Here is a 24,589-nt window from a genome sequence, read left to right as displayed (position 1 = left end):
GGATGAGCCATGCGACCACCGCGAACCACGACGCGGAACACCACACTTACCACCCCGGCGGCATGCTGCGCTGGCTGACGACGACCAACCACAAGGACATCGGCACGATGTACATGCTGTTCGCGCTGCTGATGTTCTTCGTTGGCGGCGGGATGATCCTGGCGGTTCGTGCGGAATTGTTCCAGCCCGGCCTGCAACTCATGCAACCGGAGTTCTTCAACCAGTTGATCGGCGTGCATGCGCTGGTGATGATATTCGGCGCACTGATGCCGGCTGCCACTGGTTTCGCCAACTGGCAGATCCCGCTGATGATCGGCGCCCCGGACATGGCGCTGCCGCGCATCAATAACTGGGGTTTCTGGCTGCTGCCGCCGGCGGCCATCCTGCTCACGCTGCCGTTCACGCTCGCCCTGTTCGGTATTGGTGACGGCGCCATCGCCACCGGCTGGACCTTCTATGCCCCGCTCTCGGTGCAGGGCGGCATGGGCATCGATTTCGCCATTTTTTCGGTACATATCCTCGGCATCTCGTCGATCCTCGGCTCGATCAACATCATCGTCACCATCTTCAATCTGCGCGCCCCGGGCATGACGATGATGAAGATGCCGCTGTTCTGCTGGGGCTGGCTGATCACCGCCTTTCTGCTGATCGCCACGCTGCCGGTACTGGCCGGTGCGGTCACCATGCTGCTCACCGACCGCCATTTCGGCACCAGTTTTTTCAGCGCGGCAGGTGGCGGCGATCCGATCCTCTTCCAGCATCTTTTCTGGTTCTTCGGCCATCCCGAGGTCTATATCCTGCTGCTGCCGGTATGGGGGCTGATGCCGCACGTTCTTTCGACCTTCAGCCGCAAGCCGGTCTATGGCTACAAGGCTCAGGTTTATTCGTTCATCGCCATCGGCGTGCTCGGCGTCGTGGTCTGGGCGCACCACATGTTCACCTCCGGCCAGCCGGTGCCGGCGCTGCTCTACTTCATGTACAGCACGATGGCCATCTCGTTGCCGCTGGCGGTGCTCTTCTACTGCTGGATCGCCACCATGTGGCGTGGCGCCATGAGCTTCGAGACGCCGATGCTGTTCGCCCAGGGCTTCATCGTCCTCTTCGGCATCGCCGGGCTGACCGGGCTGGTACTCGCCGACGTTGCCGCCGATGCACAGTACCACCACAGCTATTTCGTCGTCGCGCACTTCCACTACGCGCTGTTTGCCGGCGGCATCATGGGTGTGATGACCGGCGTCTACTACTGGCTGCCCAAATGGACCGGGCACATGTATAGCGAAGGCCTCGGCAAGCTGCATTTCTGGCTGACCGTCGTCTCCTTCAACCTGACCTTCATGCCGCAATTCTTCCTCGGACTGGCCGGCATGCCGCGCCGCATTCCCGACTATGCGCTGCAATTCACCGAGTTCAACGCCATTTCCACGGTCGGCTCCTTCATCCTCGGTCTGTCGCAACTGATCTTCGTCTGGAACATCGTGAAGTGCATCCGGGGGGGAGAGAAGGCGACGGATCAGGTTTGGGAAGGAACCGAAGGTCTTGAGTGGGAGCTTTCCTCGCCACCACCCCACCACTCCTGGGAAGTCCAGCCGGTGATCAAATGAGCGCACAACACACGCCTCATAGCGTCAACCGGAATCCGGATGCAGAGGACCGCACTGCAAATATTCGACTGGCCTGGATCATCGGTATTGTCGCCTTGCTGCTTTATGTCGCCGGCTTTTTCATTCAGCGTTGAACTCAATGGAAACGACCCTGCCCACGAAAACGCAACCGCCCAACCACCGGCCACTGATCGCCAAGCTGCTGGTGATGGTGGCGCTGGCGTTTGCCTTCGGCTTCGCGCTGGTTCCGCTCTATGACGTCCTGTGCGATGCCACCGGCTTCAACGGCAAGACGCGGGGCGGCTTTGGCAAAGGCGGGCTCAGCGCGGCAACTCAAGTTGATGCACCGGCTTCCCGAATCGACCCCAGCCGGATCATTACCATCGAGTTCACCGGAACCGTCATGCCCGGCCTGCCGTGGGAGATGCGCCCGCTAACGCCCTCCCTCGACCTGCACCCCGGCGAACTGCATCAGGCCAAATTTCTGGTGCATAACAACTCGAACCAGACAATCGTCGGCCAGGCCGTTCCCAGCGTATCGCCAGGGCAGGCCGCGCAGCATTTCGAGAAACTCGACTGCTTCTGCTTCAAGCAGCAGACGCTGGCGCCGGGCGAGACGCGCGAAATGCCGCTGACCTTCATCGTCAATCCCAGGATGGATCGTGATATCCAGACCGTAACCCTGTCCTACGCATTCTTCAATGTCGCCGATCAGAAAACGTCGCCTTGACGGGCATGGCTTTATTAGGCGCAACCAATAATGAAAGCCATGCCCGTTTCCCTCACCCCCTACCCCTCTCCCAAAGGCGAGGGGAGGTTCGAGAGTCACTGGCGTGACTTTCACACCATGAAAGAGAGTGAAGCATGAGTACCCAATCGACCACCTCTGTTCCCTCTGCATACAGCACTCATCCGTATTACGTGCCGCAGCCGAGCCTGTATCCTTTCATTCTGTCGGGTGGCATGTTCCTGCTGGCGCTTGGTTTCATCCTGCAGATGAATTCCTTCCCGGCTGGTCCGTGGATCATGATCGGCGCTGCCGGAATCATCATTTACGTGATGTTCCAGTGGTTCGGCAAGGTCATTGCCGAGAACCAGAGCGGAGCCTATCGTGACTGGGAAGACCGTTCGTTCCGTTACGGGATGATCTGGTTCATCGCCTCGGAAGTCGCCTTCTTTGCCGCCTTCTTCGGCACCCTGTTCTACCTGCGTGTGCTATCGGTTCCGGCACTGGCCAACATGGATCCGAGCCTTACCCTGTGGCCGGGCTTCACCCCCGACTGGCCTTCCGCCGGGCCCAAGGGCGCCAGCTTTACGCCGATGGGAGCCTGGGGAGTCCCGGCAATCAACACTGCGCTGCTTCTTTCCTCCGGTGCAACACTCACCTGGGCGCACTGGGGCCTGTTCAAGAACAACCGCACCCAGCTCAATCTCGGCCTGCTGCTGACCATTCTGCTTGGCGTTACCTTCATGGGCTTTCAGATCTGGGAATATCACCACGCCTACACCGAACTCGGCCTGACGCTCGGTTCCGGCGTCTATGGCGCGACCTTCTTCATGCTCACCGGTTTCCACGGTTTCCACGTCACGCTGGGGGCGATCATGCTGATGGTGGTTTTCGGCCGCTGCCTGAAAGGCCATTTCACCGCCGAGCGCCATTTCGCTTTCGAGGGCGTGGCCTGGTACTGGCACTTCGTCGACGTGGTATGGCTGATCCTGTTTGTCTTTGTCTACTGGGTGTAGCCAGGAATCAGGCCGAAACGGAAACCGATCATGAGCAGGAAAAAAATGCCGATGGACAAGCCGATGCGCCAGGTCAGCGCCTTGACCGTTCGCGTTCCTGCACCCTGGTCACGATAAAGGAAGATCAGGCCGGATAACAGGCTGCCGATCACTGCAAACAACATGAGAACGATGACGATTTTGAACATTCCAGCCTCCTCTGCCGAACCTCATGAACACGTGAAAGATTATGCACGTATTCATGAGGCATCAGCAAATACTGCACCGAAGGTGGGCCGGGGCTGGCATTTCCGGCCGCGCCTGCTGCCGACGCTGGCGGTGCTGCTGCTCGTTCCGCTGTTCTTCTCGCTCGGCCAATGGCAATGGAACAAGGCCGCTGCCAAGGATGAACGACAGTCCCAGCTTGACCAACGCAGTGCGCAAATGCCCATCCAGTTGCCGGGCACGCCACTCGACGCAGAAAGCCTGCGCTTCCGGAGTGTTGCGGTACGCGGCATATGGGAACCGCAATACCAGATCCTGATCGACAACCGCGTGCATCAGGAGCGCGCCGGCTATCACGTCATTACCCCGCTACGCATTGAAGGCAGCGAAATGCGCGTGCTGGTTAATCGTGGCTGGATTCCGGCCGAGGCCGTGCACACACAAATCCCTTCGGTGAACACGCCGGCCGGCTTGATTGATCTTTCAGGCATTGCGCTGGTGCCCGGCAATCGTTTCTTTTCCTTGGCGGCCGAAGCGGAAAGCCCGCAATGGCAGACGGTCTGGCAGAACCTCGATTTTCCACGCTATATCGGCAAGCTGCCTTTTCCGCTGCAGCCGGTCGTCATCCAGATGTCGGCCGACAGCGAAGGTGGCGGTTTCGTGCGTGACTGGCCACGTCCCGACGAGCGGATCGAGCAGCATCTGGGCTACGCCCTTCAGTGGTGGGGCTTTGCCGCCTCCACCGTGTTGATCTGGTTATTCGTGAACTTCCGCCGCAAATGAATCAGGCCACCGTGACCACACCGTATTTGAACTCCGGCCGGCGCGCCATGCTGCTGGCTACCGTGCTGCTGATCATGCCCTTTGCCGTAGCGCTGGGGCTGTACTGGTTCGAATGGCGCCCGGCCAGCACCGGCAATTACGGCGAACTGATCCAGCCGCCTCGCCCGTTGCCCGAAAACGGGCTGACCGACTTGAGCGGCAATGCACTGCCAAGCGCTGATCTGCGCGGCAAATGGTTGCTGGTGCTTGCCGGCGAGGGGTTGTGTGAAGCAGCCTGCCTGCGGCAGATACAGGAAATGCGGCAGATACAGGTTTCGCTGAACAAGGACATGGGGCGTTTGCGGCGGCTATGGCTAAGCCCTGTCGCGGCCAGCGACCCGGCGTTGCCTGGGTTGCTCGCACGCTATCCCGATCTGGTCGTCGCCGAACTGCCGAAGGACGAGCGCCGCGAAGCATGGCGCAAGGCATTCGATAGTTCCGCCTATCGCCTGCATCTCGTTGACCCGCAAGGCAACGTCATGATGCGCTATCCACCGGATGCCGACGCCGCGCGCGTGCGCAAGGATGTCGAGCGCCTTCTCAAATATTCCTGGGTCGGCTGAAAGCTTGTGAAAAGATCAAGAATCCACCGCAGAGGCGCAAAGGCGCAGAGGAAACGCAGAGGAACCCCATTGTTTTTAAGGTTTTCTCTGCGAAACCTCTGCGCCTTTGCGTCTCTGCGGTGGGTGTTCTGGCAATTTTTCACAACACCTGACCCGCAACCAGGAGAAAGATGATGTCGGTAATCGCCAGCACCTCGCCGCGCACACTGAACCAGCGACTGACCACCTTTTTTGCCCTGTGCAAGCCGCGCGTCAACAGCCTGATCGTATTCACCGCCATGATCGGGATGTTCCTGGCCTCGCCCGGCTTCCCGCCGCTCGGCCTCTTCCTTGCTGCCTCGATAGGCATCGCGCTGGTTGCCGGTGCGGCGGCAGCGATCAACTGTCTGGTCGAAAGAACAATCGACGCGCGCATGATGCGCACCCGCTGGCGTGCCACGGCGAGCGGCGAAGTTTCGGCGACTGAAACCCTGACCCTGGCCACGCTGGTCGGCGGCGGCGGCCTCTGGCTGCTCTACGCACTGGTCAATCCGCTAACCATGTGGCTGACGCTAGCCACTTTTCTCGGCTACGCGGTGATCTACACGCTGATACTCAAACCGGCGACACCGATGAACATCGTGATTGGCGGAGCCTCGGGCGCCATGCCGCCCTTGCTCGGCTGGACAGCGATCACCGGGAATGTCGGCCCGGAAGCGCTGATACTTTTCCTGATCATCTTCATCTGGACGCCACCGCACTTCTGGGCACTGGCCTGCTATCGGCGCGATGAATACGCCAAGGCCGGCCTGCCGATGCTGCCGGTCACGCACGGGGTCGAGTTCACCTGCCTGCACAGCCTGCTCTATGTCGTCATGCTGGCCGGCGCCACGGTCCTGCCCTTCACCATCGGCATGAGCGGCCCCTGGTATCTGGCGGCGGTGCTGGCCCTCAACGCGATCTTTCTGGCCTACGCCTGCGCATTGTGGCGCAATTACAGCGACGCGCTGGCCCGGCGCACTTTCCGCTGGTCGATCATCTACCTGACTCTGCTTTTTGCGGCGCTGCTGGCCGACCATTTCATCTGATTGCCGATGCGCTTTTATCGCCCGCTACTCGTTCTTGCCACGCTGCTCGCCTTCGGCGTGATTTCGCTTGGCGCCTATGTCCGCTTGTCGGACGCCGGACTGGGTTGCCCCGACTGGCCGGGCTGCTATGGCCATCTGCTCGGAGTTCCGGACGCGGCGCACGAGCAGTCCGCCGCGCTGCGTGCCTTCCCCGGCAAGCCTGTCGAGGCGCACAAGGCGTGGAAGGAGATGGTGCACCGCTACTTTGCCGGTGGCCTCGGCGTGCTGATCTTACTGATTGCCGGGCTGGCGTGGCGCCATCGCAAGACTCTGCAGCAATCGCCATGGTTGCCGACCTTGCTGGTCGGCGTCGTCGGCGTGCAGGCGCTACTCGGCATGTGGACGGTCACCCTGCTGCTCAAACCGGTGATCGTCAGCGCTCACCTGCTTGGCGGCATGACGACACTGGCGCTGCTCGTCTGGTTGCTGCTGCGCCAGCGGGAACAGATTCAACATTCACCAACAGGCGAGCTGCGAGCTTTCGCTGCACTCGCTCTGTTCGCGGTTGTCATCCAGATTGCGCTCGGCGGCTGGGTAAGCAGCAACTACGCGGCGCTGGCCTGTGGTGATTTTCCGACCTGCTTCGGCGCTTGGTTGCCGGAAATGGACTTCACGCAGGCGTTCCAGATGCACCACGAACTCGGCCAGACCGCTGACGGGGCGTCACTTTCAAGTACTGCGCTGACAGCCATCCATTGGTCACACCGGGTCGGTGCCCTGATAGTGACGTTGATCGTCGGCAGACTAGCCTTCGTGATGTCACACCTGCCTGAGTGGCGCAACTGGGCGCTGTTGCTCGGTGCGACGCTGCTGGTGCAGATCGGGCTGGGCATCGCCAATGTCCTGCTCTCGCTACCGATGCCCATCGCCGTCGCGCACAATGCCGGCGCTGCCATCCTGCTCACCGTAACGCTGGCACTTAACTTCAGGCTGTGGCAAACAACAAGCCGGATTCAACAGCACCTCCAGAAGGCGCACTGATAGGTGATCTACAGAGTGCATGCCGTGGAAGCCGCATGAATATTGGCTCACATGGCATCATGCCTCAAGAGGTCCGTTCTACCTGCCTCTCAGGCCGATCAGCGGTAAAGCACATTAGCCCGCCAGCGCGGCCAACAGCTTGCCGTGGATGCCGCCGAAACCGCCATTGCTCATCACCAGGATCTGGTCGCCGGCTTGTGCCGTCGCGACGATGCGCTTGACCAGATCATCCAGATCGTCGGCGACCACCGCCTTGTCGCCCAGCGGGGCCAGCGCCTCGGCGGCATCCCAGCCAAGATTCGCGCCGTAACAGAAGACGAGGTCGGCCTCGGCAAGACTCGCCGGCAACTGCGCCTTCATCACCCCGAGTTTCATGGTGTTCGAGCGCGGCTCAAGAACGGCCAGAATACGCGGCGCATCCACCCCGGCTCCGATCTTTCTCCGCAGCCCGGCCACCGTCGTGGCGATGGCCGTGGGATGGTGAGCGAAATCATCGTAGACGCTCACACCACGAACGGTTCCACGCAACTCCATCCGGCGCTTTACGTTCTCGAAGCGAGAGAGTGCTTCCAGGCCCTTGTCGAACGGAACGCCGACATGCCGGGCAGCAAGCAGGGCTGCCAGGGCGTTGGCGCGGTTGTGTTCGCCATTCAAGGCCCACTGAGTTTTGCCGATTTCATCTTCGCCGCGCAGCAAGCGCAGCGAACCAGCGGCATCATCGCCTTCGATACGCCATCCACCAGCCTCGTTAAAGCGTTCGAGTTCCGTCCAGCAACCACGTGCGAGCACACGGTCGAGGCTGGCCTCTGCGGCATTGGTCACGAGCAGGCCGTTACGCGGCAAAGTACGCACAAGGTGGTGGAATTGCGTCTCGATCGCTGCCAGATCAGCGAATATGTCCGCATGATCGAACTCAAGATTATTCAGGATCGCCGTCCGTGGACGGTAGTGGATGAATTTCGAACGTTTGTCGCAAAAGGCCGTATCGTATTCGTCGGCTTCGATCACGAAGAAAGGAGAATCACTTGTTTCTCCGGATAATCGCGCCGATACGCCGAAGTTCATCGGCACTCCGCCGATCAGGAAGCCAGGGCTCAAGCCCGCATCCTCAAGAATCCAGGCCAGCATCGCCGAGGTCGTCGTTTTGCCGTGCGTACCGGCCACCGCCAGCACCCAGCGCCCCTGCAGCACGTTGTCCGCCAGCCACTGCGGGCCGGAAATGTACGGCAGAGCGCGATCCAGAATTTCTTCAAGCAACGGGTTGCCGCGCGATATGGCATTGCCCACCACAAAAGTGTCCGGGTTGAACGCAATCTGCTCAACGCCATAGCCTTCAACGAGTTCAATACCCGCCGCTTCAAGTTGCGTGCTCATCGGCGGATAGACGCCGGTATCGCAACCGGTTACGCGATGCCCTGTGGCGCGCGCCAACTGGGCAATGCCGCCCATGAAGGTGCCACAGATGCCAAGAATATGAATATGCATACAAAAATCCAAGTTAGAATTGACTGGCGGACAAACGCTGTCGCACACACCGAGCGAATTGTATCCTTGCTACCCATTGGAGATGTGGCCAATAGTCACCGCGATTGAACCGTGGACACTGAAAGCGACCCGCCCCATGACCCGAGCCAATGATTACCCGAACAATACCCAGCAGCGGACGCGCATTGCCAGCGCGGCGGCCCGGCTGATCGCCGAGGATGGCATCAGCGACTACGCATTGGCCAAACGCAAGGCGGCACACAGCCTCGGACTACCGGAAAATACCCATTTGCCTGAAAACTCGGAGGTTGATTCTGAGTTGCGCATCTACCAACGACTGTTCCAGGACGAGGAACAACTTGTCAGAATCACTTATCTTCGGCAAAAAGCCGCCGAAATCATGACGATCATGCAGCGATTCAACCCCTATCTTACCGGCCCGGTGCTTGACGGTACGGCTGGCCGCTATGCTGAAATTGACATTCAGTTGTTCACTGACAGCGCCAAGGATGTCGAAATCTTCTTGCTGAACCAGCGCATCGGCTTCGAACACAGCACGCCGCGCTCTGAACGCGCAGAAGCCGTATTGACCATCCACGATGAGGATGCCGTCGCCAATCTGATCATTTACCTCCCTCACGAAGAACGGATCAACTTCAAGACGCGTGACGGAAGAACCAGGCAGCGCGCCCGACTCGACACCGTGAATAAACTATTGATAGCCACCCGCACGGATACTCCATGAGAAGCAGCCAACTTTTTATCCTCGGCCTGGTCGCCGCAATGATTGCCCTGGCCGCTGGCGTATATGTCGGAATGGGAGGACGAGATGAACGAAGAACTGAACCCGCGATCTCAAGCGACGCCATCGCGCGTGTTTTCACTACTCGCCTGAACGATGCAAACGGAAAGCCTCAACTTTTTACTCAATGGCAGGGAAAGACGCTGGTGATCAACTTCTGGGCAACCTGGTGCCCGCCCTGCCTGGAAGAAATGCCTTCATTTTCGCGACTGCAAGCGAAATATGCGGCGAATGGTGTGCAATTTGTCGGCATCGCGCTCGATACTGCAGAGAACGTCGTCAATTTTTCGAAACGATACCCGGCCACCTACCCGCTCCTCATCGGCGACGCTGAGGGAACGGAACTGACCCGGCAACTCGGCAATTCAAACCTGGCACTACCGTATACCGTGGTTCTCGGCGCCAACGGCGAGGCTCGTCTGACGCGCCTGGGCCGCGTTTCCGAACAGGAACTCGACAATCTGCTGCAAAAAATTGTCGTCCGGTAAAATGCAAAACTGGACAAAATGCTACGATATGCGGCAAACTTGCAGACATGAAGAAGCCAAAAGCCACATCGTCAAGTGACAAAAAGGCGGCAACCCCGCCCAAACTGCTGGTCCTGCACGGACCGAACCTGAATCTGCTGGGTACGCGCGAGCCTGACTACTATGGTCTGGCGACGCTGGCCGACATCAATCTCGCCCTTGCCCGCCGCGCCGCCGCCGCCGGTGTCGAACTGGAATCATTCCAGAGCAATCACGAGGGCGCCCTCATCGAGCGCGTTCATGCCGCCCGCGAGCAGGGTGTACGCTACATCATCATCAATCCTGCGGCTTACACGCATACCAGCGTGGCCTTGCGTGACGCCATGGCCGCCACCGGCATTCCCTTTATCGAGGTTCATCTATCCAACGTCCATGCTCGTGAATCCTTCCGCCATCATTCTTATTTTTCCGACTTGGCGCTTGGGGTCATTACAGGACTCGGCAGCGAGGGCTATCTGCTCGCGCTCGAGTACCTGTTGAGTCAAATTACTACAGACTGAGAGCTTTTGAAAAGATCAAGAATCCACCGCAGAGTCGCAAAGGCGCAGAGAAAACGCAGAGGAACCCATTTGTTTTTAAAGGTTTTCTCTGCGAAACCTCTGCGCCTTTGCGGCTCTGCGGTGGGTGTTCAGGCATTTGTCCATTACCACTGAGCTTACGGAACCCTGCCAAGCTCGTCGGCAACCGGCTTTCCCCGCTGGCAAACACGTATTCTAGAAGGAGATAATTCATGGATTTGCGCAAACTCAAGAAACTGATTGATCTGGTCGAAGAGTCGGGAATTACCGAACTTGAGGTCAGCGAAGGCGAAGAGCGGGTACGCATCGCCAAACACTCGCCGGTCGCTGCCCAGCAAACCTATATGATGCCGCAAGCCGCACCGCTGGCCGCGCCGGCAGCAGCAACCCCCGCCGCAGTCGATGATGAAAAATCGGATCTGCCCGAAGGACAAGTCGTCAAGTCGCCGATGGTCGGCACCTTTTATCGCTCGACCAGCCCCGACTCGGAACCGTTTGTCGAAATCGGCAGCGCGGTCAAGGCTGGCGACACGCTGTGCATCGTCGAGGCCATGAAACTGCTCAACGAAATTGAATCCGACTGCGCCGGAGTCGTGAAAGCGATACTGGTCGAGAACGGCCAGCCGGTTGAGTATGGTGAACCGCTGTTCATCGTCGGCTAGGGAGAGCGTTCCGCCATGTTCGGGAAAGTTCTCATTGCCAATCGCGGGGAAATCGCCCTCCGCATCCAGCGCGCCTGCCGTGAGTTGGGCATCAAGACGGTCGTTGTGCACTCCGAAGCTGATCGCGAAGCGAAATATGTAAAGCTCGCGGACGAATCGGTTTGCATCGGCCCGCCGCCATCCAACCTGAGCTACCTCAACGTGCCGGCCATCATCTCTGCGGCCGAGGTGACCGACGCCGAAGCCATCCATCCCGGTTACGGATTTCTCTCGGAGAACGCCGATTTTGCCGAACGAATCGAGACTTCGGGTTTCGTTTTCATCGGTCCGCGCCCGGAAACCATCCGCCTCATGGGCGACAAGGTATCAGCCAAAGACGCCATGAAAGCAGCCGGCGTGCCTTGCGTTCCCGGCTCGGAAGGCGTTCTGCCCGATGACCCGAAAGAAATCGTCAGGACTGCCAAGGCGGTCGGCTACCCGGTGATCATCAAGGCTGCCGGTGGTGGCGGTGGTCGCGGCATGCGTGTGGTGCACACCGAGGCGGCACTGCTTAACGCGGTGGTCATGACCCGCGCGGAAGCGCAAAGCTTTTTCGGCAACCCCAACGTTTACATGGAGAAGTACCTCGAAAATCCGCGTCACGTGGAGATCCAGGTGCTGGCTGACAGCTTCAGGAGTGCGGTTTACCTTGGTGAGCGCGACTGTTCAATGCAGCGCCGCCACCAGAAGATCATCGAGGAAGCGCCCGCACCCGGAATTCCGGCACGCCATATCGCCCGCATTGGCGAGCGCTGCGCCGAAGCCTGCCGCCGAATAAACTATCGTGGCGCCGGCACCTTCGAATTCCTTTACGAGAATGGCGAGTTTTATTTCATTGAAATGAATACGCGCATTCAGGTTGAGCATCCGGTAACCGAAATGATCAGCGGCGTTGATCTGGTACAGGAACAGATCCGCGTCGCTGCCGGTGAGAAGCTGCGCTTCAAGCAGCGCGACCTGAGCTTCCGTGGCCACGCCATCGAATGTCGCATTAACGCCGAAGATCCATACACATTCGTGCCATTTCCCGGCAAGATCACGACTTATCACCCGCCTGGCGGCCCCGGCATCCGCGTTGATTCGCACATCTATCAAGGCTACACGGTACCGCAGCACTATGACTCGATGGTCGCCAAATTGATCGCTTACGGCGATACCCGCGACCAGGCCATTCGCCGCATGCGCATTGCCCTCTCGGAAATGAGTATCGAAGGCATCAAGACGAACATCGCGCTGCATCAGGAACTGATGCAGGACGCCGGTTTCATCAAGGGCGGCATGAACATTCACTACCTTGAGAAGCGACTCGCCGCCAAAGACGAAGTCAAGAAAGACAGCTGAGAGCTTGTGACAATATCGAAAACCTACCGCAGAGTCGCAGAGACGCAGAGAAAACTCGGAGGAAGCGATCTGTCTTTAAAGGTTTTCTCTGCGAAACCTCTGCGCCTCTGCGTCTCTGCGGTAGGGGTTCAGCCATTTTTTCACAGTCTCTAAGCCGGCAGACCATGGCCTGGCTTTCCATCAGCATCGAAACCGATTGCCGGCACGCCGAGGCGCTGGCCGACGCCCTGCTTGAGGCCGGCGCCCTCTCGGCTTGCATCGAAGACGCAGACGCAGGCACGGATAGAGAAACACCACAGTTCGGCGAGCCCGGATCGGTCACCACACCCGGCTGGGAGCGTTCGCGGGTCATCGCTCTGCTCGAGTCAGAGACTGACACCAGTGCACTGATCGCCGCCTGTGCCCCCATTGCCGGACTTGACCAGACGCCATCCTTCACCCAGGAGACCGTTGCTGAACAAAACTGGGTGCAACTCACCCAGTCGCAGTTCGACCCGATTCGCGTTTCCGAACGTTTGTGGATTGTTCCTTCCTGGCACCAGGCTCCCGATCCCGACGCCATCATTCTGGTGCTCGACCCGGGCATGGCCTTTGGCACCGGCTCGCATCCGACCACTCGCCTTTGCCTGGAGTGGCTCGAACAATCAGTCACCCCCGGCATCTCGATTCTTGATTACGGCTGTGGTTCAGGTATTCTGGCCATCGCGGCGGCCAAACTCGGCGCCAGCAACGTTCTCGGCGTCGATATCGATTTGCAGGCCGTTAGCGCCGCGACAAGCAATGCCGAGCGCAACGCTGTTAGCGCTCGCTTCGCCGATTCGGCAATGGATCTCAAGGGGCAGTTTGATATTGTGGTGGCCAACATTCTCTCCAATCCGCTCAAGGCGCTGGCGCCGGCGATCTGCGCACACGTGCGGCCCGGTGGGAAACTGGCGCTTTCCGGAATCCTTGCTGAACAGACGGAAGAACTGATCGCCAGCTATGCGCCCTATCTGCCGCTCAGCGTCGCCGACACGCGCGACGGCTGGGTCTGTCTCGCGGGTATCAAGAGCAAGGCATGAAAACGCGCTGTCCCGCATGTGAGACAACTTTCCGGGTCACTCCCGAACAGTTGAAGGCCCGCGCCGGCAAGGTTCGCTGCGGACAATGCCAGAGCGTATTCAATGCGCTTGACAGCCTGCTTGATGAGACCAACTCAGCGACCTTGTCTGCGCTGCGTACTGTACTGCCATCTGTACTGCCATCTGCTTTGCCAGAAGCCTCTGTTGCCGTGGTGCTCGACCCAACACCTGCACCTGCATCAACTCATCAGGCCGAAAGCGACTACTCAGCAGCAAACATCCTGCTCGACGAAAACCTGGTGGCAGAAGACTTTCCTCCGGCAAGCGAGATACCCCTGGCAGAAATTCCCGCTGATGAAGTAACGCCACTCAGTGAATCGGCTGCACAAGAACTGGGCAAGGCAACCGGACTTATTCTGCCGCGCGAGACGACCGAAATCCCGGGCTACAGCAAATGGGCCGAAGGCGTGATGTCGGATTCTGTCTCGCTTCCGGCCGAGAGGGCTGCCCGCTGGCCTTTCATCCTCACTGCCTTGATTCTTATAGTGGCACTGGCTGGCCAGATTGTTTTTCGATTCCGTAGCGAGATCGCCATCACGGTGCCTGGTATGCGCCCGATTCTTGAGGCACTTAGCCAGGCCTTCGACGCTGACCTGCCTTTGCCACGCCACGTTGAACTGGTGAGCATAGAGACGTCGGATCTTCTGTCCGACCCGGCGCGCGGCAATCTGCTCATACTGAACGCCACCTTGCGCAACCGGGCAAATTACGGACAGGCCTATCCTTCGCTCGAACTCTCACTGACCGACACGCAGGATGCTGCCATCGCCCGCCGTATTTTCCACCCCGGCGAGTATCTTTCGCCGAAGATGCCGGCTGATCAGCCATTCGCGGCGAATTCTGACATTGCCGTTCGCCTGTGGATCGAAACTACAGACATCAGCGCGGCCGGCTATCGCCTCTACGTTTTCTACCCCTGACCTGCGCTTGAATCCCTCGGAAAACCATTGAGCCCTCTCACCATTCCCGGCGCGACCGGGACATGCTCAACGCAGATTGCAACGCAAAATCGGCCTTTCACCCCAGTGCTATAATCCTCTTCCTACTTTCCTATTTTCCCCTTTCGAATCCTATGTCCACACTCATCTGCGGCTCCATTGCTTACGACAACATCATGGTTTTCCATGACCGTTTCAAGAATCACATCCTGCCTGAGCAGATTCACATTCTGAACGTGGCCTTTCTGGTGCCCGAGATGCGCCGGGAGTTTGGCGGCTGCGCGGGAAACATCGCCTATAACCTGAAATTGCTGGGCGGCGACCCGCTGATCATGGCCACCGTTGGCGATGACGCCGATTCCTACCTCGTTCGCCTGGACGACCTTGGCCTCTCACGCACTCACGTGCGCCGCATCGCCGGCAGCTTCACCGCGCAGGCTTTCATCACGACCGATCTGGACGATAACCAGATCACCGCTTTCCACCCCGGGGCGATGAGTTTCTCTCACCTCAACCACGTAGCGGATGCCAAGGATGCCACGCTGGGCATCGTCGCGCCCGACGGCCGTGACGGGATGCTCAAGCACGCCCGTGATCTGGCCGCCGCCGGCACGCCCTTCATCTTCGATCCGGGCCAGGGGCTGCCGATGTTTTCGGGGGATGACCTGATGCAGTTCATGAAACTCGCCCAATACGCCTGTTTCAACGACTACGAAGCCAAGCTGCTGTGCGACCGGACCGGCCGTACGCTGGAGTTGCTGGCGGGCGAAGTCAAGGCGCTGATTGTTACGCTGGGCGGTGAAGGCTCACATATTTACGCGGATGGTCAACGTTATGAGATCCCCTGCGTTGAAGCTGATGATCTGGTCGACCCGACCGGTTGCGGCGATGCTTATCGCTCCGGACTGCTTTACGGAATTGCCAACGGCTGGGACTGGGTCAGTACCGGCCGACTGGCTGCGGTGATGGGTGCCATCAAAATCGCTCATCGCGGAGGGCAGAATCATCGTCCGAGTCGTGAAAACATCGCCGACCGTTATGCAAAAGCCTTCGGCAAGGCACCTTGGTAGGAGAAGGCAATGAACGTTTTGAAGTTTGCTGCGGCACTGATGATCTCGTTGGTTCTGGGCGGCTGCGCGACCAGCCGGTCGGGCGATGTTTACTCGCGCGACCAGGCCAGGCGCGAAATGATCGTGCGCACCGGCGTCGTCGAAAGCATTCGTGAAGTGACCATGGAAGGAACCGAGTCCGGCGTCGGCGGTTTTGCCGGCGCGGCCATCGGCGGTGTTGCAGGAAGCAACGTTGGCGGCGGCAAGGGTCAGATCATCGGTGCCATCATCGGCGCTGTACTCGGAGGATTGGCTGGCTCGGCCATTGAAGAGAATGCCACCAAGAAGAATGCGCTGGAAATCACCGTCAATCTCGATGGCGGCCAGTTGGTCGCGGTGGTTCAGGAAATGGGCGAGATTTTCCAGCCCGGCGAACGGGTTCGCGTTCTGAGCGGAAGCGGTTCGACACGCGTGACCCATTAACCGCTTGATCGATGAGTCCAGCCCGCCCGACGCCCTATCTGATCCGTATTTTTCGTTGCCTTCGTCTGGCGCTGCATTTCGTGAAGATTGCCGTCGGCACGGCAATCTTCTACCCCTTGGTCGCAGAACAGCGGCGAGTGAGTCTGAAGCAGCGCTGGTCGCACCAGATACTGAAGATTCTCTCCGTTCGCCTTGAGGCGCAGCCAGCCGACGCACCTCCTGGTTGCCTGATCGTCTCCAATCACATCTCCTGGCTGGACATCTTTGCCATCAACGCCCTGCGGCCGTCAGCCTTCATCTCCAAGGCCGAGATACGCCAGTGGCCGTTCTTTGGCTGGCTGGGAGAACAAAACGATACGGTTTTCCTGCGCCGTGGCAGTCGCGGTCACGCCCGCATAGTCAATGCAGAAATCGATTCCCTGCTCGTCGCCGGCATGGATGTCGTCATTTTTCCTGAGGGAACGACAACCGACGGTACCCACCTGCTCGGCTTTCACGCCGCCCTGCTGCAACCGGCGATCGAGACCGGGCGCCCAATTCTGCCGCTTGCACTCTCTTACCATGATGCCCAGGGAAACATCAGCCTGGCGCCATCGTTTGCCGGCGAAACGTCGATGAAGCAGTGTTTTTCCGCGATTCTCGCCTGCCGCTCGCTGACGGCCCGCCTGCTTACGGCACCGGCCATCGACACCACAGGTCAGACCCGGCGTGAACTGTCGCAGGCGGCTCACGCCGCCATCGCTACCAGGCTCGGATTTCTTCCTTCGAGCAATCCACCTGAATAACCGCTCGGTCCTCAAGCCGGATAGCGGTCAGCGCACCACCCCACAGGCAGCCAGAATCGATGGCCAGCAGATTGGGCTGTATCTTCAGCCCCAGCGCCGACCAATGGCCGGTAATCAGCACGGTATCCGCACTGCGCCGATCCGGCACTTCAAACCACGGCATGTAACCCTTCGGCGCCTTGGCGACTTCGCCCTTGGCCTTGAAATCCATCTCTCCCTTGGCCGAACAGAAGCGCATGCGGGTCAGGGCGTTGACGATTACGCGCAGGCGCGGCCAGCCCGCCAGGTTATTCCGCCACGCCGCCGGTTCGCTGCCCCACATATTGGCCATGAACTCGCGCCAGCCCGGTTCGGTCAGCGCCGCCTCGACCTCGGCCGCCAGCGCAGAGGCTTCGGCCGCCGTCCACTGCGGGAGCAACCCGGCGTGCACCATGCAGTATTGACCTTCGAGATGGCACAAGGGCCGATGTCGTAACCAGCCGAGAAGTTCGTCGCGATCCGGTGCGGCGAGAATCTCGTCGAAGGTGTCGCCCTTGCCGCGCTTGCCGAATCCTTCGGCTGTCATTAAAAGCGAAAGGTCATGGTTGCCGAGCACCGTTATTGCCGCCGAGCCAAGATCGCGCACGAAACGCAGCGTCTCCAGCGAGCGCGGCCCGCGATTGACCAGATCGCCCACCAGCCAGAGTTTGTCCTGCACTGGATCGAATTCACAACGTTCGAGCAGGCGAGTGAACGAACTGAAACAGCCCTGAATGTCTCCGATTGCGTAAGTTGCCACTCCCACCCCCAAAATTTTCCTATGGTGCTGACCTGCTTTACAGACTCATGCGCGGTGCCTGATTTGTAGAAGTTCAGTCGGCAATTGCCTCCGTGCAGCAAGCGTCCATCGCGCAAAAATTAGCGCTCCTTCAACAACAGAACGCTGAAAACCGTCCGCCCCAAGACAAAGCTTACTTTAGTATTGTGACATTCAGTTTTTTGACTTGGCGACGAAAATACGTATAATGCGCGGTTCTTCTTTTTACTTTACTTTGTATTTGGAGTCCAACATGCATGCGGTCATAAAAACCGGGGGCAAGCAATATCGCGTTGTCACCGGCGAAAAATTGAAAATAGAACAGATACCGGCAGAAGTTGGCGCAGAAATCACCCTTGACCAGATTCTCATGATCGGCGAAGGCGAGTCCGTACAAATCGGCACTCCTCTCCTCACCGGCGCTACGGTCAAGGCAACTGTGCTTTCACAAGGCCGCCACGACAAGATCACGATCTTCAAAATGCGTCGTCGCAAGCATTATCAGAAGCATCAGGGTCATCGTCAAAACTATACCGAGATCCGGATCGACGTCATTGCCGACGGCATCGCGGCGTAACCGAAAGGAAACTGACTCATGGCACACAAAAAAGCAGGCGGCAGTGTCCGTAACGGCCGCGACTCGGAATCGAAACGCCTAGGCGTAAAGCGCTATGGCGGCCAACTGGTCGTTGCTGGCAACATCATCATTCGCCAGCGCGGTACCGCCTTTCACCCCGGTGAAAACGTCGGCATCGGCAAGGATCACACTCTGTTCGCGCTGGTCGAAGGCCACGTTCAGTTTGCGATCAAGGGCGAGAAGCGCCGTCGCACGGTCAGCATCGTTCCCGCTGCCTGATCGCGTAACAAATCAGACCAAAAGCCCTATCCTTGGTGGTAGGGCTTTTTTAATTTCCAAGACCTGAACAACAGGGATCATCTTCATGAAATTCATTGACGAGGCAAAAATCTTTGTTGCAGCCGGTGACGGCGGCAATGGCATCGCCTCGTTCCGGCGCGAGAAATACGAGCCGGAAGGTGGCCCGGATGGCGGCGACGGCGGCCGCGGCGGCAGTGTGTTCGTCGTTGCCGACCGCAACCTCAACACCCTGATCGAATTCCGCTACACCCGGAAATTCCTCGCCGAGCGTGGCGAAAAAGGCGGTTCCAGCGATTGCTACGGCAAGGGCGGCAAGGACATCACCTTGCATGTGCCGGTCGGTACCGTGATCGCCGACGTTAACAGCAACGAGATCGTCGCCGACCTCGATGTCGATGAAAAGAAGGTGCTGATCGCCAAGGGCGGTCGTGGCGGCCTCGGCAACATCCATTTCAAGTCCAGCGTCAATCGTGCGCCGCGTCAGTCGACCAAAGGCGAGCCCGGTGAAGAGCGCGATCTTCGACTCGAACTGCGCGTACTCGCCGATGTCGGTCTGCTCGGCTTGCCCAATGCCGGCAAGAGCACCTTCATCCGCTCCGTTTCCGCAGCGCGCCCGAAGGTGGCCGATTACCCCTTCACCACCATGCACCCGAATCTCGGTGTCGTTCGCGTCAGCGAAAACAAGAGTTTCGTCATCGCCGACGTTCCCGGCCTGATCGAAGGCGCGGCCGAAGGCGCCGGCCTCGGCATCCGCTTTCTCAAGCATCTGGCGCGCACCCGCGTACTGCTGCACATCGTCGACCTGGCCCCGCCTGACCCCGATGCCGACCCGGTTCATGACGCCAAAGCGATCGTGCACGAACTTGAGAAATACAGCCCCGAACTGGCCGCCAAGCCGCGCTGGCTGGTGCTCAACAAGCTGGACCTGATTCCCGAAGACGAGCGCGACCAGCGCGTCAGCGACTTCCTGCAGGCCTATGGCAACACCACCGACGCTCCATGCTTCCGCGTCAGCGCCATCAACGGCGAAGGCTGTCGTCAGGTCATCTACAAGTTGCAGGATGCGCTCGACAATCTGGCGCCACCGCCCGCGATGACAGATTTGCCGCTCGACGACTATTTTCCAGAAGATTCCGATAACGACACAGACGCTTGATCATGGCCACGACCCGCATTGCCGAAGCGAAACGCCTTGTCATCAAGGTCGGCTCCGCCCTTGTCACCAACAATGGCGAGGGCCTTGATCTAAACGCCATCAATGAATGGGCACGGCAGATCGCCCTGCTGCGGCAGGACAACAAGGAGGTGGTTCTCGTCTCCTCCGGCGCCATCGCCTGCGGCATGCAGCGCCTCGGCTGGAGCAAGCGCCCGAGCGCCGTGCATGAACTGCAGGCCTGCGCTGCTGTCGGCCAGATGGGACTGGTGCAGGTCTATGAAAGCGCCTTCGCCAGCCACGGACTGCACACCGCGCAGGTGCTGCTGACCCATGACGACCTCTCCGATCGCAAGCGTTATCTCAATGCCCGCTCGACGCTGACAACACTGCTCGGACTGGGCGTGGTGCCGATCATCAACGAGAACGACACGGTCATCACCGACGAAATCAAGTTCGGCGACAACGATACGCTCGGCGCCCTGGTCGCCAACCTGGTCGACGCCGACTGCCTGATCATCCTCACCGACCAGCAGGGGCTATTTACGGCTGATCCGCGCAAGGACGCCAGCGCCACGCTGATCTCCGAAGCCCGCGCCGGCGATCCGGCACTTGAAGCCATGGCCGGTGGCGCCGGTTCGCAATACGGCAAAGGTGGCATGATCACCAAGGTCATCGCCGCCAAACGCGCGGCCAGCAGCGGCGCGCACACGGTCATTGCCAACGGGCGTGAGCTGGATGTCATGCCACGCCTGGCGCTTGGCGAATCCGTCGGCACCCTGCTGATAGCGGAGACCCCACGGCTCAGCGCCCGCAAGCAATGGCTGGCCGACCATCTTCAACTCAACGGAAAACTGATTCTGGATGCCGGCGCCGTCAAGGCGCTGCGCGCTGGAAAAAGCCTGCTGCCGATCGGCGTCGTTGAAGTCCAGGGCGAATTCGAGCGTGGCGCAGCGGTCGCCTGTCTCTCGCCGGAAGGCATCGAGGTCGCCCGCGGCCTCATCAACTACGGCAGCAGCGACTCCCGCCGCATTGCCCGCCGCGCCAGCCAGGACATTGAAGCGATTCTCGGCTATATCGACGAGTCGGAAATCGTGCACCGGGACAACCTGATTCTCCGCTGAGCGCCTGTGAAAATATCAAGAATCCACCGCAGAGGCGCAAAGCCGCAGAGGAAACGCAGAGAAACCTCATTGTTGTTAGAGATTTTCTCTGCGAAACCTTTGCGGATCTGCATTTCCTTCGGTCACCTTTGCGCCTCTGCGGTGGGTGTTGAGGCATTTTTTCACAGCCGCTGAGCGCCCTGTTTCGCTTGCTCAGCAGATTGCCGCACAGCGCGTAAGCAAATGTCGTGACTGGCTCAATGTCTCAGAACGCCCGTCAATAAAGGCTCTCCGGTCAGCATGCCGTGGGAGCCGCATAAACAAAGGCTGCCACGTCAATGACCTTCAAGAGCGCCGTCCTGCGTGGCTCGCAGGGCAGCGAGCGCGGCTTCAAGGGTCGGTAGAACGACGACACCGTCAATCGCCGGGAGTCTGTTGCTGCCGGCCCCGCCTACCCACAGTTCAACATCCGGTGAAAGCATTTCTCGCAACTGGCTAATCTGCGGCGCAATCTGGCGCGCCGGAAAGGCCGACGAGAATGACAGGGCGACGATGTCGGCGCGGTGCGCTTCGGCCGCCGCTCGAATGTCGAACAACGGCGTTTGCACGCCCAGCGAGATGCAGGTGGCGCCATCCAGCGTGAGCAAGCCTTCCACCATCAACAACCCGAGCACATGCCGCTCTTCCGGGACGGTGGTGAGCAGGATGCGCGGCCGCCCACTGGTGCTGGCCGGCAGGCTGCTGATGGCCTGGCGCAGCAGCGATTTGATCTGCTCCGAATAGAGGTGCTCCTCGAATACTTCGAGTTCTCCGCGCATCCAGGCGGCTCCGACGATCTGGTTCAGTGGCGCCACGATGTCGATGACGAAACGCTGCAAACCCTGGCGCATCATGGCCTGGTTGAGTGCCTGGCGCAGCCCTTGCGCGTCGTGTGCCTTGATCAGCGCGAGGATCTGGCCGACGACGCTCTGCTCGTCTTGCGGCGCTGCGCTTTCTGGCGATTGGCTTGAACCGGCGAGTAGCAGCAGATCTTCTTCGCTGGCGGCAAACAAGCTTCCCGGTCGGTGACCCTGGTCCATCAGGCGCTTGATGATGCGTAGCCGATCAACCTGTTCTGCCGGGTAATGGCGCTCGCCACGCTCGTCGCGGGTCGGTAGCGGATAGCCATAGCGCCGCTCCCAGACGCGCAAGGTGTCCTTGCCGAGGCCGGTGTCCCGCTCTACGGCGGCAATCGTCATGCTGGGTCGAGAAATCATTATTTGTCCAGGACAATTTATTAGCAAATACTATCACGGGAACTACTCAAGATATAAACGTTCTATTTGTCCATGACAGAACGAAATTTATCACCGATTGTGCGGCAGCCAAGGCCGGGTTCTTCAAAGGAGTAGTTCATGAGTCGCGCGCAACGAATTGCCGTTGTTGGCGCCGGGGTTTCCGGGCTGAGCAGTGCCTGGCTGCTTGCGCAAAAGCACGAAGTAACGCTTTACGAGGCCGGCAGCTATCTCGGCGGGCATACCAACACCGTCGATGTGACGCTCGAAGGCGTCAGCCACCCGGTCGATACCGGCTTTCTGGTCTATAACACGGCGACCTACCCCAACCTGACCGCGCTTTTCGCCTATCTGGGCGTGACCAGCGTGGAAACCGAAATGTCCTTTGCCGTCAGCCTCGAACAGCCGGATCTGGAATGGTCGGGCAGCAGTCTGGCCACCGTCTTCGGGCAGAAGCGGAACCTGCTGCGCCCCAAATTCTGGCGCATGCTGGCCGATATCCTGCGTTTCAACCGGGAGAGCGTGGCCTGGCTGGCTACGCATCCGGACGATTCGATGACCTTGCGCAATTTTCTGGTTGCCGGCTCCTATTCGCGGCCCTTTGCCGAGTGGTATCTGTTGCCGATGGGGGCGGCGATCTGGTCCTGCCCGTCCGGGCAGATGCTCGACTATCCGCTCGCCACCTTCGTGCGCTTCTGTCGCAACCACGGGCTGCTGCAGGTATTGAATCGTCCGCTGTGGCGCACGGTACGCGGTGGTGCCCGGGAATATGTGAAGAAGCTGGCCGTGACTATCGACGACATCCGCCTCAATACGCCGGTGCTCGGTATCACGCGCCACGAAAATGGCGTGTCGCTGACGACCAACGGTGCGGTCGAGCGTTTCGACCAGGTGGTGCTGGCCTGTCATAGCGATCAGTCGCTGGCGATTCTCGGGACGGCGGCCACGCCGGAAGAGCGCGAGTTGCTTTCTGCCATCCGCTACGAGCCGAATCGTGCCGTGCTGCATACCGATGTCGCGCTCTTGCCGCGCGATCCGGCGCTGTGGTCGGCGTGGAATTATCGCGCCAGAAAGGGCGAGCTGAATCATTCGCCGGTCAGCGTTTCCTACCTGATCAACCGCTTGCAGCCACTGCCGTTCAAGACGCCGGTGATGGTTTCGCTGAATCCGCAGCGCGAGCCGGCGGCGGATAAGGTGATTGCCGAGTTTGATTACGCCCACCCACTGTTCGACGGTCCGGCGATTGCGGCGCAGCGCCGGTTGGCCTCCATCTCCGGCAAGAGCGGGGTGTGGTTCTGTGGGGCGTGGAGCGGCTACGGCTTCCATGAGGATGGCCTGAAATCCGGTTTGACGGTGGCCAACGCCCTCGGCTGCAAGGCGCCCTGGCAGGGCGGCGAAGTTGAGACGCGGCCAGCCAGGGTGCCGTTCATCCCGGCGCCGCGACGACTCGGTGAGCTTGCCGCGTGAACACCGCCGGCCAACTTTTCTTCGGGCAAGTCATGCACCGCCGCTTGAGGCCGGCGGAGCATCAGTTTGTGTATCCGATCTACTTCTGCCTGTTGCCGTTATCAGGCATTGAACAGGCCGCAAGCGCACTGTTTTCGGTCAACCGCTTCAATCTGTTCAGCTTTCGCTTTGCCGACCACGGCGCCCGTGACGGCTCCCACCCCTTGCCGTGGATTCGTGACCTTCTCGATAGCAACGGTATCGCCGCCGATGGCGAAATCTTTCTGCAGTGTTTTCCCCGGGTGCTCGGCTTCGTCTTCAATCCGGTCAGTTTCTGGTACTGCCATAACGGCTCGGGCGAGTTGATTGCTGTTCTGGCCGAGGTCAGCAACACCTTCGGCGAGCACCACAATTACCTGCTGGCGCATGCCGACGGGCGACCGATCCGCGATGGCGAGGTGCTCGAGCGCAACAAGGTTTTCCATGTTTCACCGTTCATGGCCGTTTCCGGGTTCTATCGCTTCCGTTTTTACGCCAAAGGCGCGCCGAATCTTGAACCGAGTGCTGTCAAAAGCTGGCGCCTGGCGTGCATCGACCACGGCGATGCCGGTGGTGATTTGCTGCATACCTCACTCTCCGGCAAAGCTGAGCCGCTGACCAGCGGGGCTTTGCTCAAGGCTTTTTTCAGTTACCCACTGCTGACGCTTGGCGTGGTCTTTCGCATCCATTGGCAGGCGCTTCGTTTGTGGCTCAAGCGCGTGCCTTTTTTCACCAAACCCGAACCACCCCTTGAGGAGACGACGCGATGAATTCCATGCAAAACACCCTCGCCCTGCCAGCCTCTGCAGCCTCTTCTTCCCCTGCCCCGCGGCCACGCAATGCCAGGGCAGTATTGAATCTGCTGGAAAGAATCAGTCACGGAACATTGGAGGTGCGCTTGCCGGACGGCGGCCATCTGTGTTGCGGCAACGGCGGATCATCGGTAACGCTTGATGTTCGAAGCTGGGCGGTTTTCGAGCGCATCCTGGAGCGTGGCGATGTCGGTTTAGCCGAAGCGTGGATCGACGGCGAGTGGGAAACCCCGGATCTGCCGGGACTGCTGACTTTACTAGCCACAGATTTCTTCTGTTAGGACCCAATTGGTTTGGCACTTTTCACACCAGCGTGTAG

29 protein-coding genes are annotated in these 24,589 nt (G+C 59.6%); 25 read left to right on the top strand and 4 right to left on the bottom strand.

Annotation, left to right across the window (positions count from 1 at the left end; translation table 11 throughout):
* Window positions 1-2 precede the first annotated feature (2 nt).
* From ctaD to ACOYNV_RS13670, 4 genes are all read left to right on the top strand, one after another.
* Window positions 3-1,601, top strand: a complete 1,599-nt coding sequence (gene ctaD, locus ACOYNV_RS13685) for a cytochrome c oxidase subunit I (RefSeq protein WP_422900340.1) — start codon at window positions 3-5, stop codon at window positions 1,599-1,601.
* Window positions 1,598-1,735 carry a hypothetical protein gene (locus ACOYNV_RS13680; protein ID WP_422900339.1) on the top strand — a complete coding sequence of 46 codons (138 nt, stop codon included), beginning with the start codon at window positions 1,598-1,600 and terminating at the stop codon, window positions 1,733-1,735. Before ctaD ends, ACOYNV_RS13680 begins: the two co-directional genes overlap by 4 nt.
* Window positions 1,736-1,740: 5 nt before the next feature.
* Window positions 1,741-2,331 (top strand): cytochrome c oxidase assembly protein, encoded by a 591-nt coding sequence (locus ACOYNV_RS13675; protein ID WP_422900338.1) that lies wholly within the window; start codon window positions 1,741-1,743, stop codon window positions 2,329-2,331.
* A gap of 134 nt (window positions 2,332-2,465) precedes the next feature.
* A complete protein-coding gene (locus ACOYNV_RS13670; RefSeq protein ID WP_422900337.1) occupies window positions 2,466-3,344 on the top strand; it encodes a cytochrome c oxidase subunit 3 in 879 nt (292 codons plus the stop codon).
* On the opposite strand, the gene ACOYNV_RS13665 is transcribed toward ACOYNV_RS13670, so the two are convergent.
* Window positions 3,332-3,532 carry a twin transmembrane helix small protein gene (locus ACOYNV_RS13665; RefSeq protein ID WP_422900336.1) on the bottom strand — a complete coding sequence of 67 codons (201 nt, stop codon included), beginning with the start codon at window positions 3,530-3,532 and terminating at the stop codon, window positions 3,332-3,334. The genes ACOYNV_RS13670 and ACOYNV_RS13665 overlap by 13 nt on opposite strands.
* Before the next feature lie 31 nt (window positions 3,533-3,563).
* Here ACOYNV_RS13665 and ACOYNV_RS13660 point away from each other — a divergent pair, with 31 nt between their 5' ends.
* From ACOYNV_RS13660 to ACOYNV_RS13645, 4 genes are all read left to right on the top strand, one after another.
* Window positions 3,564-4,331 carry an SURF1 family protein gene (locus tag ACOYNV_RS13660; protein ID WP_422900335.1) on the top strand — a complete coding sequence of 256 codons (768 nt, stop codon included), beginning with the start codon at window positions 3,564-3,566 and terminating at the stop codon, window positions 4,329-4,331.
* Window positions 4,328-4,933: an SCO family protein gene (locus ACOYNV_RS13655; RefSeq protein ID WP_422900334.1), complete on the top strand. Its 606-nt coding sequence runs from the start codon at window positions 4,328-4,330 to the stop codon at window positions 4,931-4,933. Before ACOYNV_RS13660 ends, ACOYNV_RS13655 begins: the two co-directional genes overlap by 4 nt.
* A gap of 173 nt (window positions 4,934-5,106) precedes the next feature.
* Entirely contained in the window at window positions 5,107-6,000 is an 894-nt protein-coding gene (gene cyoE, locus ACOYNV_RS13650) for a heme o synthase (protein WP_422900347.1), read from the top strand.
* Between the two features lie 6 nt (window positions 6,001-6,006).
* A complete protein-coding gene (locus ACOYNV_RS13645; protein WP_422900333.1) occupies window positions 6,007-7,020 on the top strand; it encodes a COX15/CtaA family protein in 1,014 nt (337 codons plus the stop codon).
* A 114-nt stretch (window positions 7,021-7,134) separates the two neighbouring features.
* Here the strand turns inward: ACOYNV_RS13645 and mpl are convergent, their stop codons facing one another.
* Window positions 7,135-8,505, bottom strand: coding sequence for a UDP-N-acetylmuramate:L-alanyl-gamma-D-glutamyl-meso-diaminopimelate ligase (gene mpl / locus ACOYNV_RS13640; protein ID WP_422900332.1), 1,371 nt, complete (start codon window positions 8,503-8,505; stop codon window positions 7,135-7,137).
* A gap of 136 nt (window positions 8,506-8,641) precedes the next feature.
* Here mpl and ACOYNV_RS13635 point away from each other — a divergent pair, with 136 nt between their 5' ends.
* The 10 genes from ACOYNV_RS13635 (at window position 8,642) to ACOYNV_RS13590 (ending at window position 16,770) form a co-directional block, all read left to right on the top strand.
* Window positions 8,642-9,250, top strand: coding sequence for a hypothetical protein (locus ACOYNV_RS13635; RefSeq protein ID WP_422900331.1), 609 nt, complete (start codon window positions 8,642-8,644; stop codon window positions 9,248-9,250).
* Window positions 9,247-9,795 (top strand): TlpA family protein disulfide reductase, encoded by a 549-nt coding sequence (locus ACOYNV_RS13630; protein WP_422900330.1) that lies wholly within the window; start codon window positions 9,247-9,249, stop codon window positions 9,793-9,795. Before ACOYNV_RS13635 ends, ACOYNV_RS13630 begins: the two co-directional genes overlap by 4 nt.
* A 47-nt stretch (window positions 9,796-9,842) precedes the next feature.
* Window positions 9,843-10,334 (top strand): type II 3-dehydroquinate dehydratase, encoded by a 492-nt coding sequence (gene aroQ, locus ACOYNV_RS13625; protein WP_422900329.1) that lies wholly within the window; start codon window positions 9,843-9,845, stop codon window positions 10,332-10,334.
* 230 nt (window positions 10,335-10,564) lie between these two features.
* Window positions 10,565-11,014 (top strand): acetyl-CoA carboxylase biotin carboxyl carrier protein, encoded by a 450-nt coding sequence (accB, locus tag ACOYNV_RS13620; RefSeq protein WP_422900328.1) that lies wholly within the window; start codon window positions 10,565-10,567, stop codon window positions 11,012-11,014.
* A gap of 15 nt (window positions 11,015-11,029) precedes the next feature.
* On the top strand, window positions 11,030-12,394 hold the full coding sequence (gene accC, locus ACOYNV_RS13615; protein ID WP_422900327.1) for an acetyl-CoA carboxylase biotin carboxylase subunit: 1,365 nt from the start codon (window positions 11,030-11,032) through the stop codon (window positions 12,392-12,394).
* Window positions 12,395-12,558: 164 nt separating this feature from the next.
* A complete protein-coding gene (gene prmA / locus ACOYNV_RS13610) occupies window positions 12,559-13,455 on the top strand; it encodes a 50S ribosomal protein L11 methyltransferase (RefSeq protein ID WP_422900326.1) in 897 nt (298 codons plus the stop codon).
* Window positions 13,452-14,435, top strand: a complete 984-nt coding sequence (locus tag ACOYNV_RS13605; protein ID WP_422900325.1) for a DUF3426 domain-containing protein — start codon at window positions 13,452-13,454, stop codon at window positions 14,433-14,435. Before prmA ends, ACOYNV_RS13605 begins: the two co-directional genes overlap by 4 nt.
* A 152-nt stretch (window positions 14,436-14,587) precedes the next feature.
* Window positions 14,588-15,523 (top strand): carbohydrate kinase family protein, encoded by a 936-nt coding sequence (locus tag ACOYNV_RS13600; protein WP_422900324.1) that lies wholly within the window; start codon window positions 14,588-14,590, stop codon window positions 15,521-15,523.
* A 9-nt stretch (window positions 15,524-15,532) separates the two neighbouring features.
* On the top strand, window positions 15,533-15,985 hold the full coding sequence (locus tag ACOYNV_RS13595; protein ID WP_422900323.1) for a glycine zipper 2TM domain-containing protein: 453 nt from the start codon (window positions 15,533-15,535) through the stop codon (window positions 15,983-15,985).
* 11 nt (window positions 15,986-15,996) lie between these two features.
* On the top strand, window positions 15,997-16,770 hold the full coding sequence (locus tag ACOYNV_RS13590; RefSeq protein WP_422900322.1) for a lysophospholipid acyltransferase family protein: 774 nt from the start codon (window positions 15,997-15,999) through the stop codon (window positions 16,768-16,770).
* On the opposite strand, the gene ACOYNV_RS13585 is transcribed toward ACOYNV_RS13590, so the two are convergent.
* The gene (locus ACOYNV_RS13585) at window positions 16,727-17,548 is read right to left on the bottom strand and encodes a symmetrical bis(5'-nucleosyl)-tetraphosphatase (protein WP_422900321.1); all 822 of its coding nucleotides are present in this window, start codon (window positions 17,546-17,548) and stop codon (window positions 16,727-16,729) included. The genes ACOYNV_RS13590 and ACOYNV_RS13585 overlap by 44 nt on opposite strands.
* A 271-nt stretch (window positions 17,549-17,819) precedes the next feature.
* Here ACOYNV_RS13585 and rplU point away from each other — a divergent pair, with 271 nt between their 5' ends.
* The 4 genes from rplU (at window position 17,820) to proB (ending at window position 20,720) form a co-directional block, all read left to right on the top strand.
* Window positions 17,820-18,143: a 50S ribosomal protein L21 gene (gene rplU / locus ACOYNV_RS13580; protein ID WP_422900346.1), complete on the top strand. Its 324-nt coding sequence runs from the start codon at window positions 17,820-17,822 to the stop codon at window positions 18,141-18,143.
* Window positions 18,144-18,161: 18 nt separating this feature from the next.
* On the top strand, window positions 18,162-18,422 hold the full coding sequence (gene rpmA / locus ACOYNV_RS13575; protein ID WP_422900320.1) for a 50S ribosomal protein L27: 261 nt from the start codon (window positions 18,162-18,164) through the stop codon (window positions 18,420-18,422).
* An 85-nt stretch (window positions 18,423-18,507) separates the two neighbouring features.
* Window positions 18,508-19,599 carry an Obg family GTPase CgtA gene (gene cgtA, locus ACOYNV_RS13570; protein ID WP_422900319.1) on the top strand — a complete coding sequence of 364 codons (1,092 nt, stop codon included), beginning with the start codon at window positions 18,508-18,510 and terminating at the stop codon, window positions 19,597-19,599.
* Between the two features lie 2 nt (window positions 19,600-19,601).
* Window positions 19,602-20,720 carry a glutamate 5-kinase gene (gene proB / locus ACOYNV_RS13565; RefSeq protein WP_422900318.1) on the top strand — a complete coding sequence of 373 codons (1,119 nt, stop codon included), beginning with the start codon at window positions 19,602-19,604 and terminating at the stop codon, window positions 20,718-20,720.
* A 314-nt stretch (window positions 20,721-21,034) separates the two neighbouring features.
* Here the strand turns inward: proB and ACOYNV_RS13560 are convergent, their stop codons facing one another.
* Window positions 21,035-21,955 carry a MerR family transcriptional regulator gene (locus ACOYNV_RS13560; RefSeq protein ID WP_422900317.1) on the bottom strand — a complete coding sequence of 307 codons (921 nt, stop codon included), beginning with the start codon at window positions 21,953-21,955 and terminating at the stop codon, window positions 21,035-21,037.
* Between the two features lie 138 nt (window positions 21,956-22,093).
* Here ACOYNV_RS13560 and ACOYNV_RS13555 point away from each other — a divergent pair, with 138 nt between their 5' ends.
* Genes ACOYNV_RS13555 through ACOYNV_RS13545 form a run of 3 tightly spaced genes read left to right on the top strand, consistent with a single transcriptional unit; the run spans window position 22,094 to window position 24,551 of the window.
* Complete coding sequence (locus ACOYNV_RS13555) at window positions 22,094-23,440, top strand: NAD(P)/FAD-dependent oxidoreductase (RefSeq protein ID WP_422900316.1); 1,347 nt, start codon at window positions 22,094-22,096, stop codon at window positions 23,438-23,440.
* Entirely contained in the window at window positions 23,437-24,228 is a 792-nt protein-coding gene (locus ACOYNV_RS13550; RefSeq protein WP_422900315.1) for a DUF1365 domain-containing protein, read from the top strand. Before ACOYNV_RS13555 ends, ACOYNV_RS13550 begins: the two co-directional genes overlap by 4 nt.
* The gene (locus tag ACOYNV_RS13545; protein WP_422900314.1) at window positions 24,225-24,551 is read left to right on the top strand and encodes a hypothetical protein; all 327 of its coding nucleotides are present in this window, start codon (window positions 24,225-24,227) and stop codon (window positions 24,549-24,551) included. The genes ACOYNV_RS13550 and ACOYNV_RS13545 overlap by 4 nt, the downstream gene beginning before the upstream one ends.
* Window positions 24,552-24,589 lie beyond the last annotated feature (38 nt).

It is taken from the genome of Propionivibrio sp. (genome assembly GCF_049316945.1).
Taxonomy (GTDB): Bacteria; Pseudomonadota; Gammaproteobacteria; order Burkholderiales; family Rhodocyclaceae; genus Propionivibrio.
This window is presented reverse-complemented; position numbering and strand designations above follow the sequence as displayed.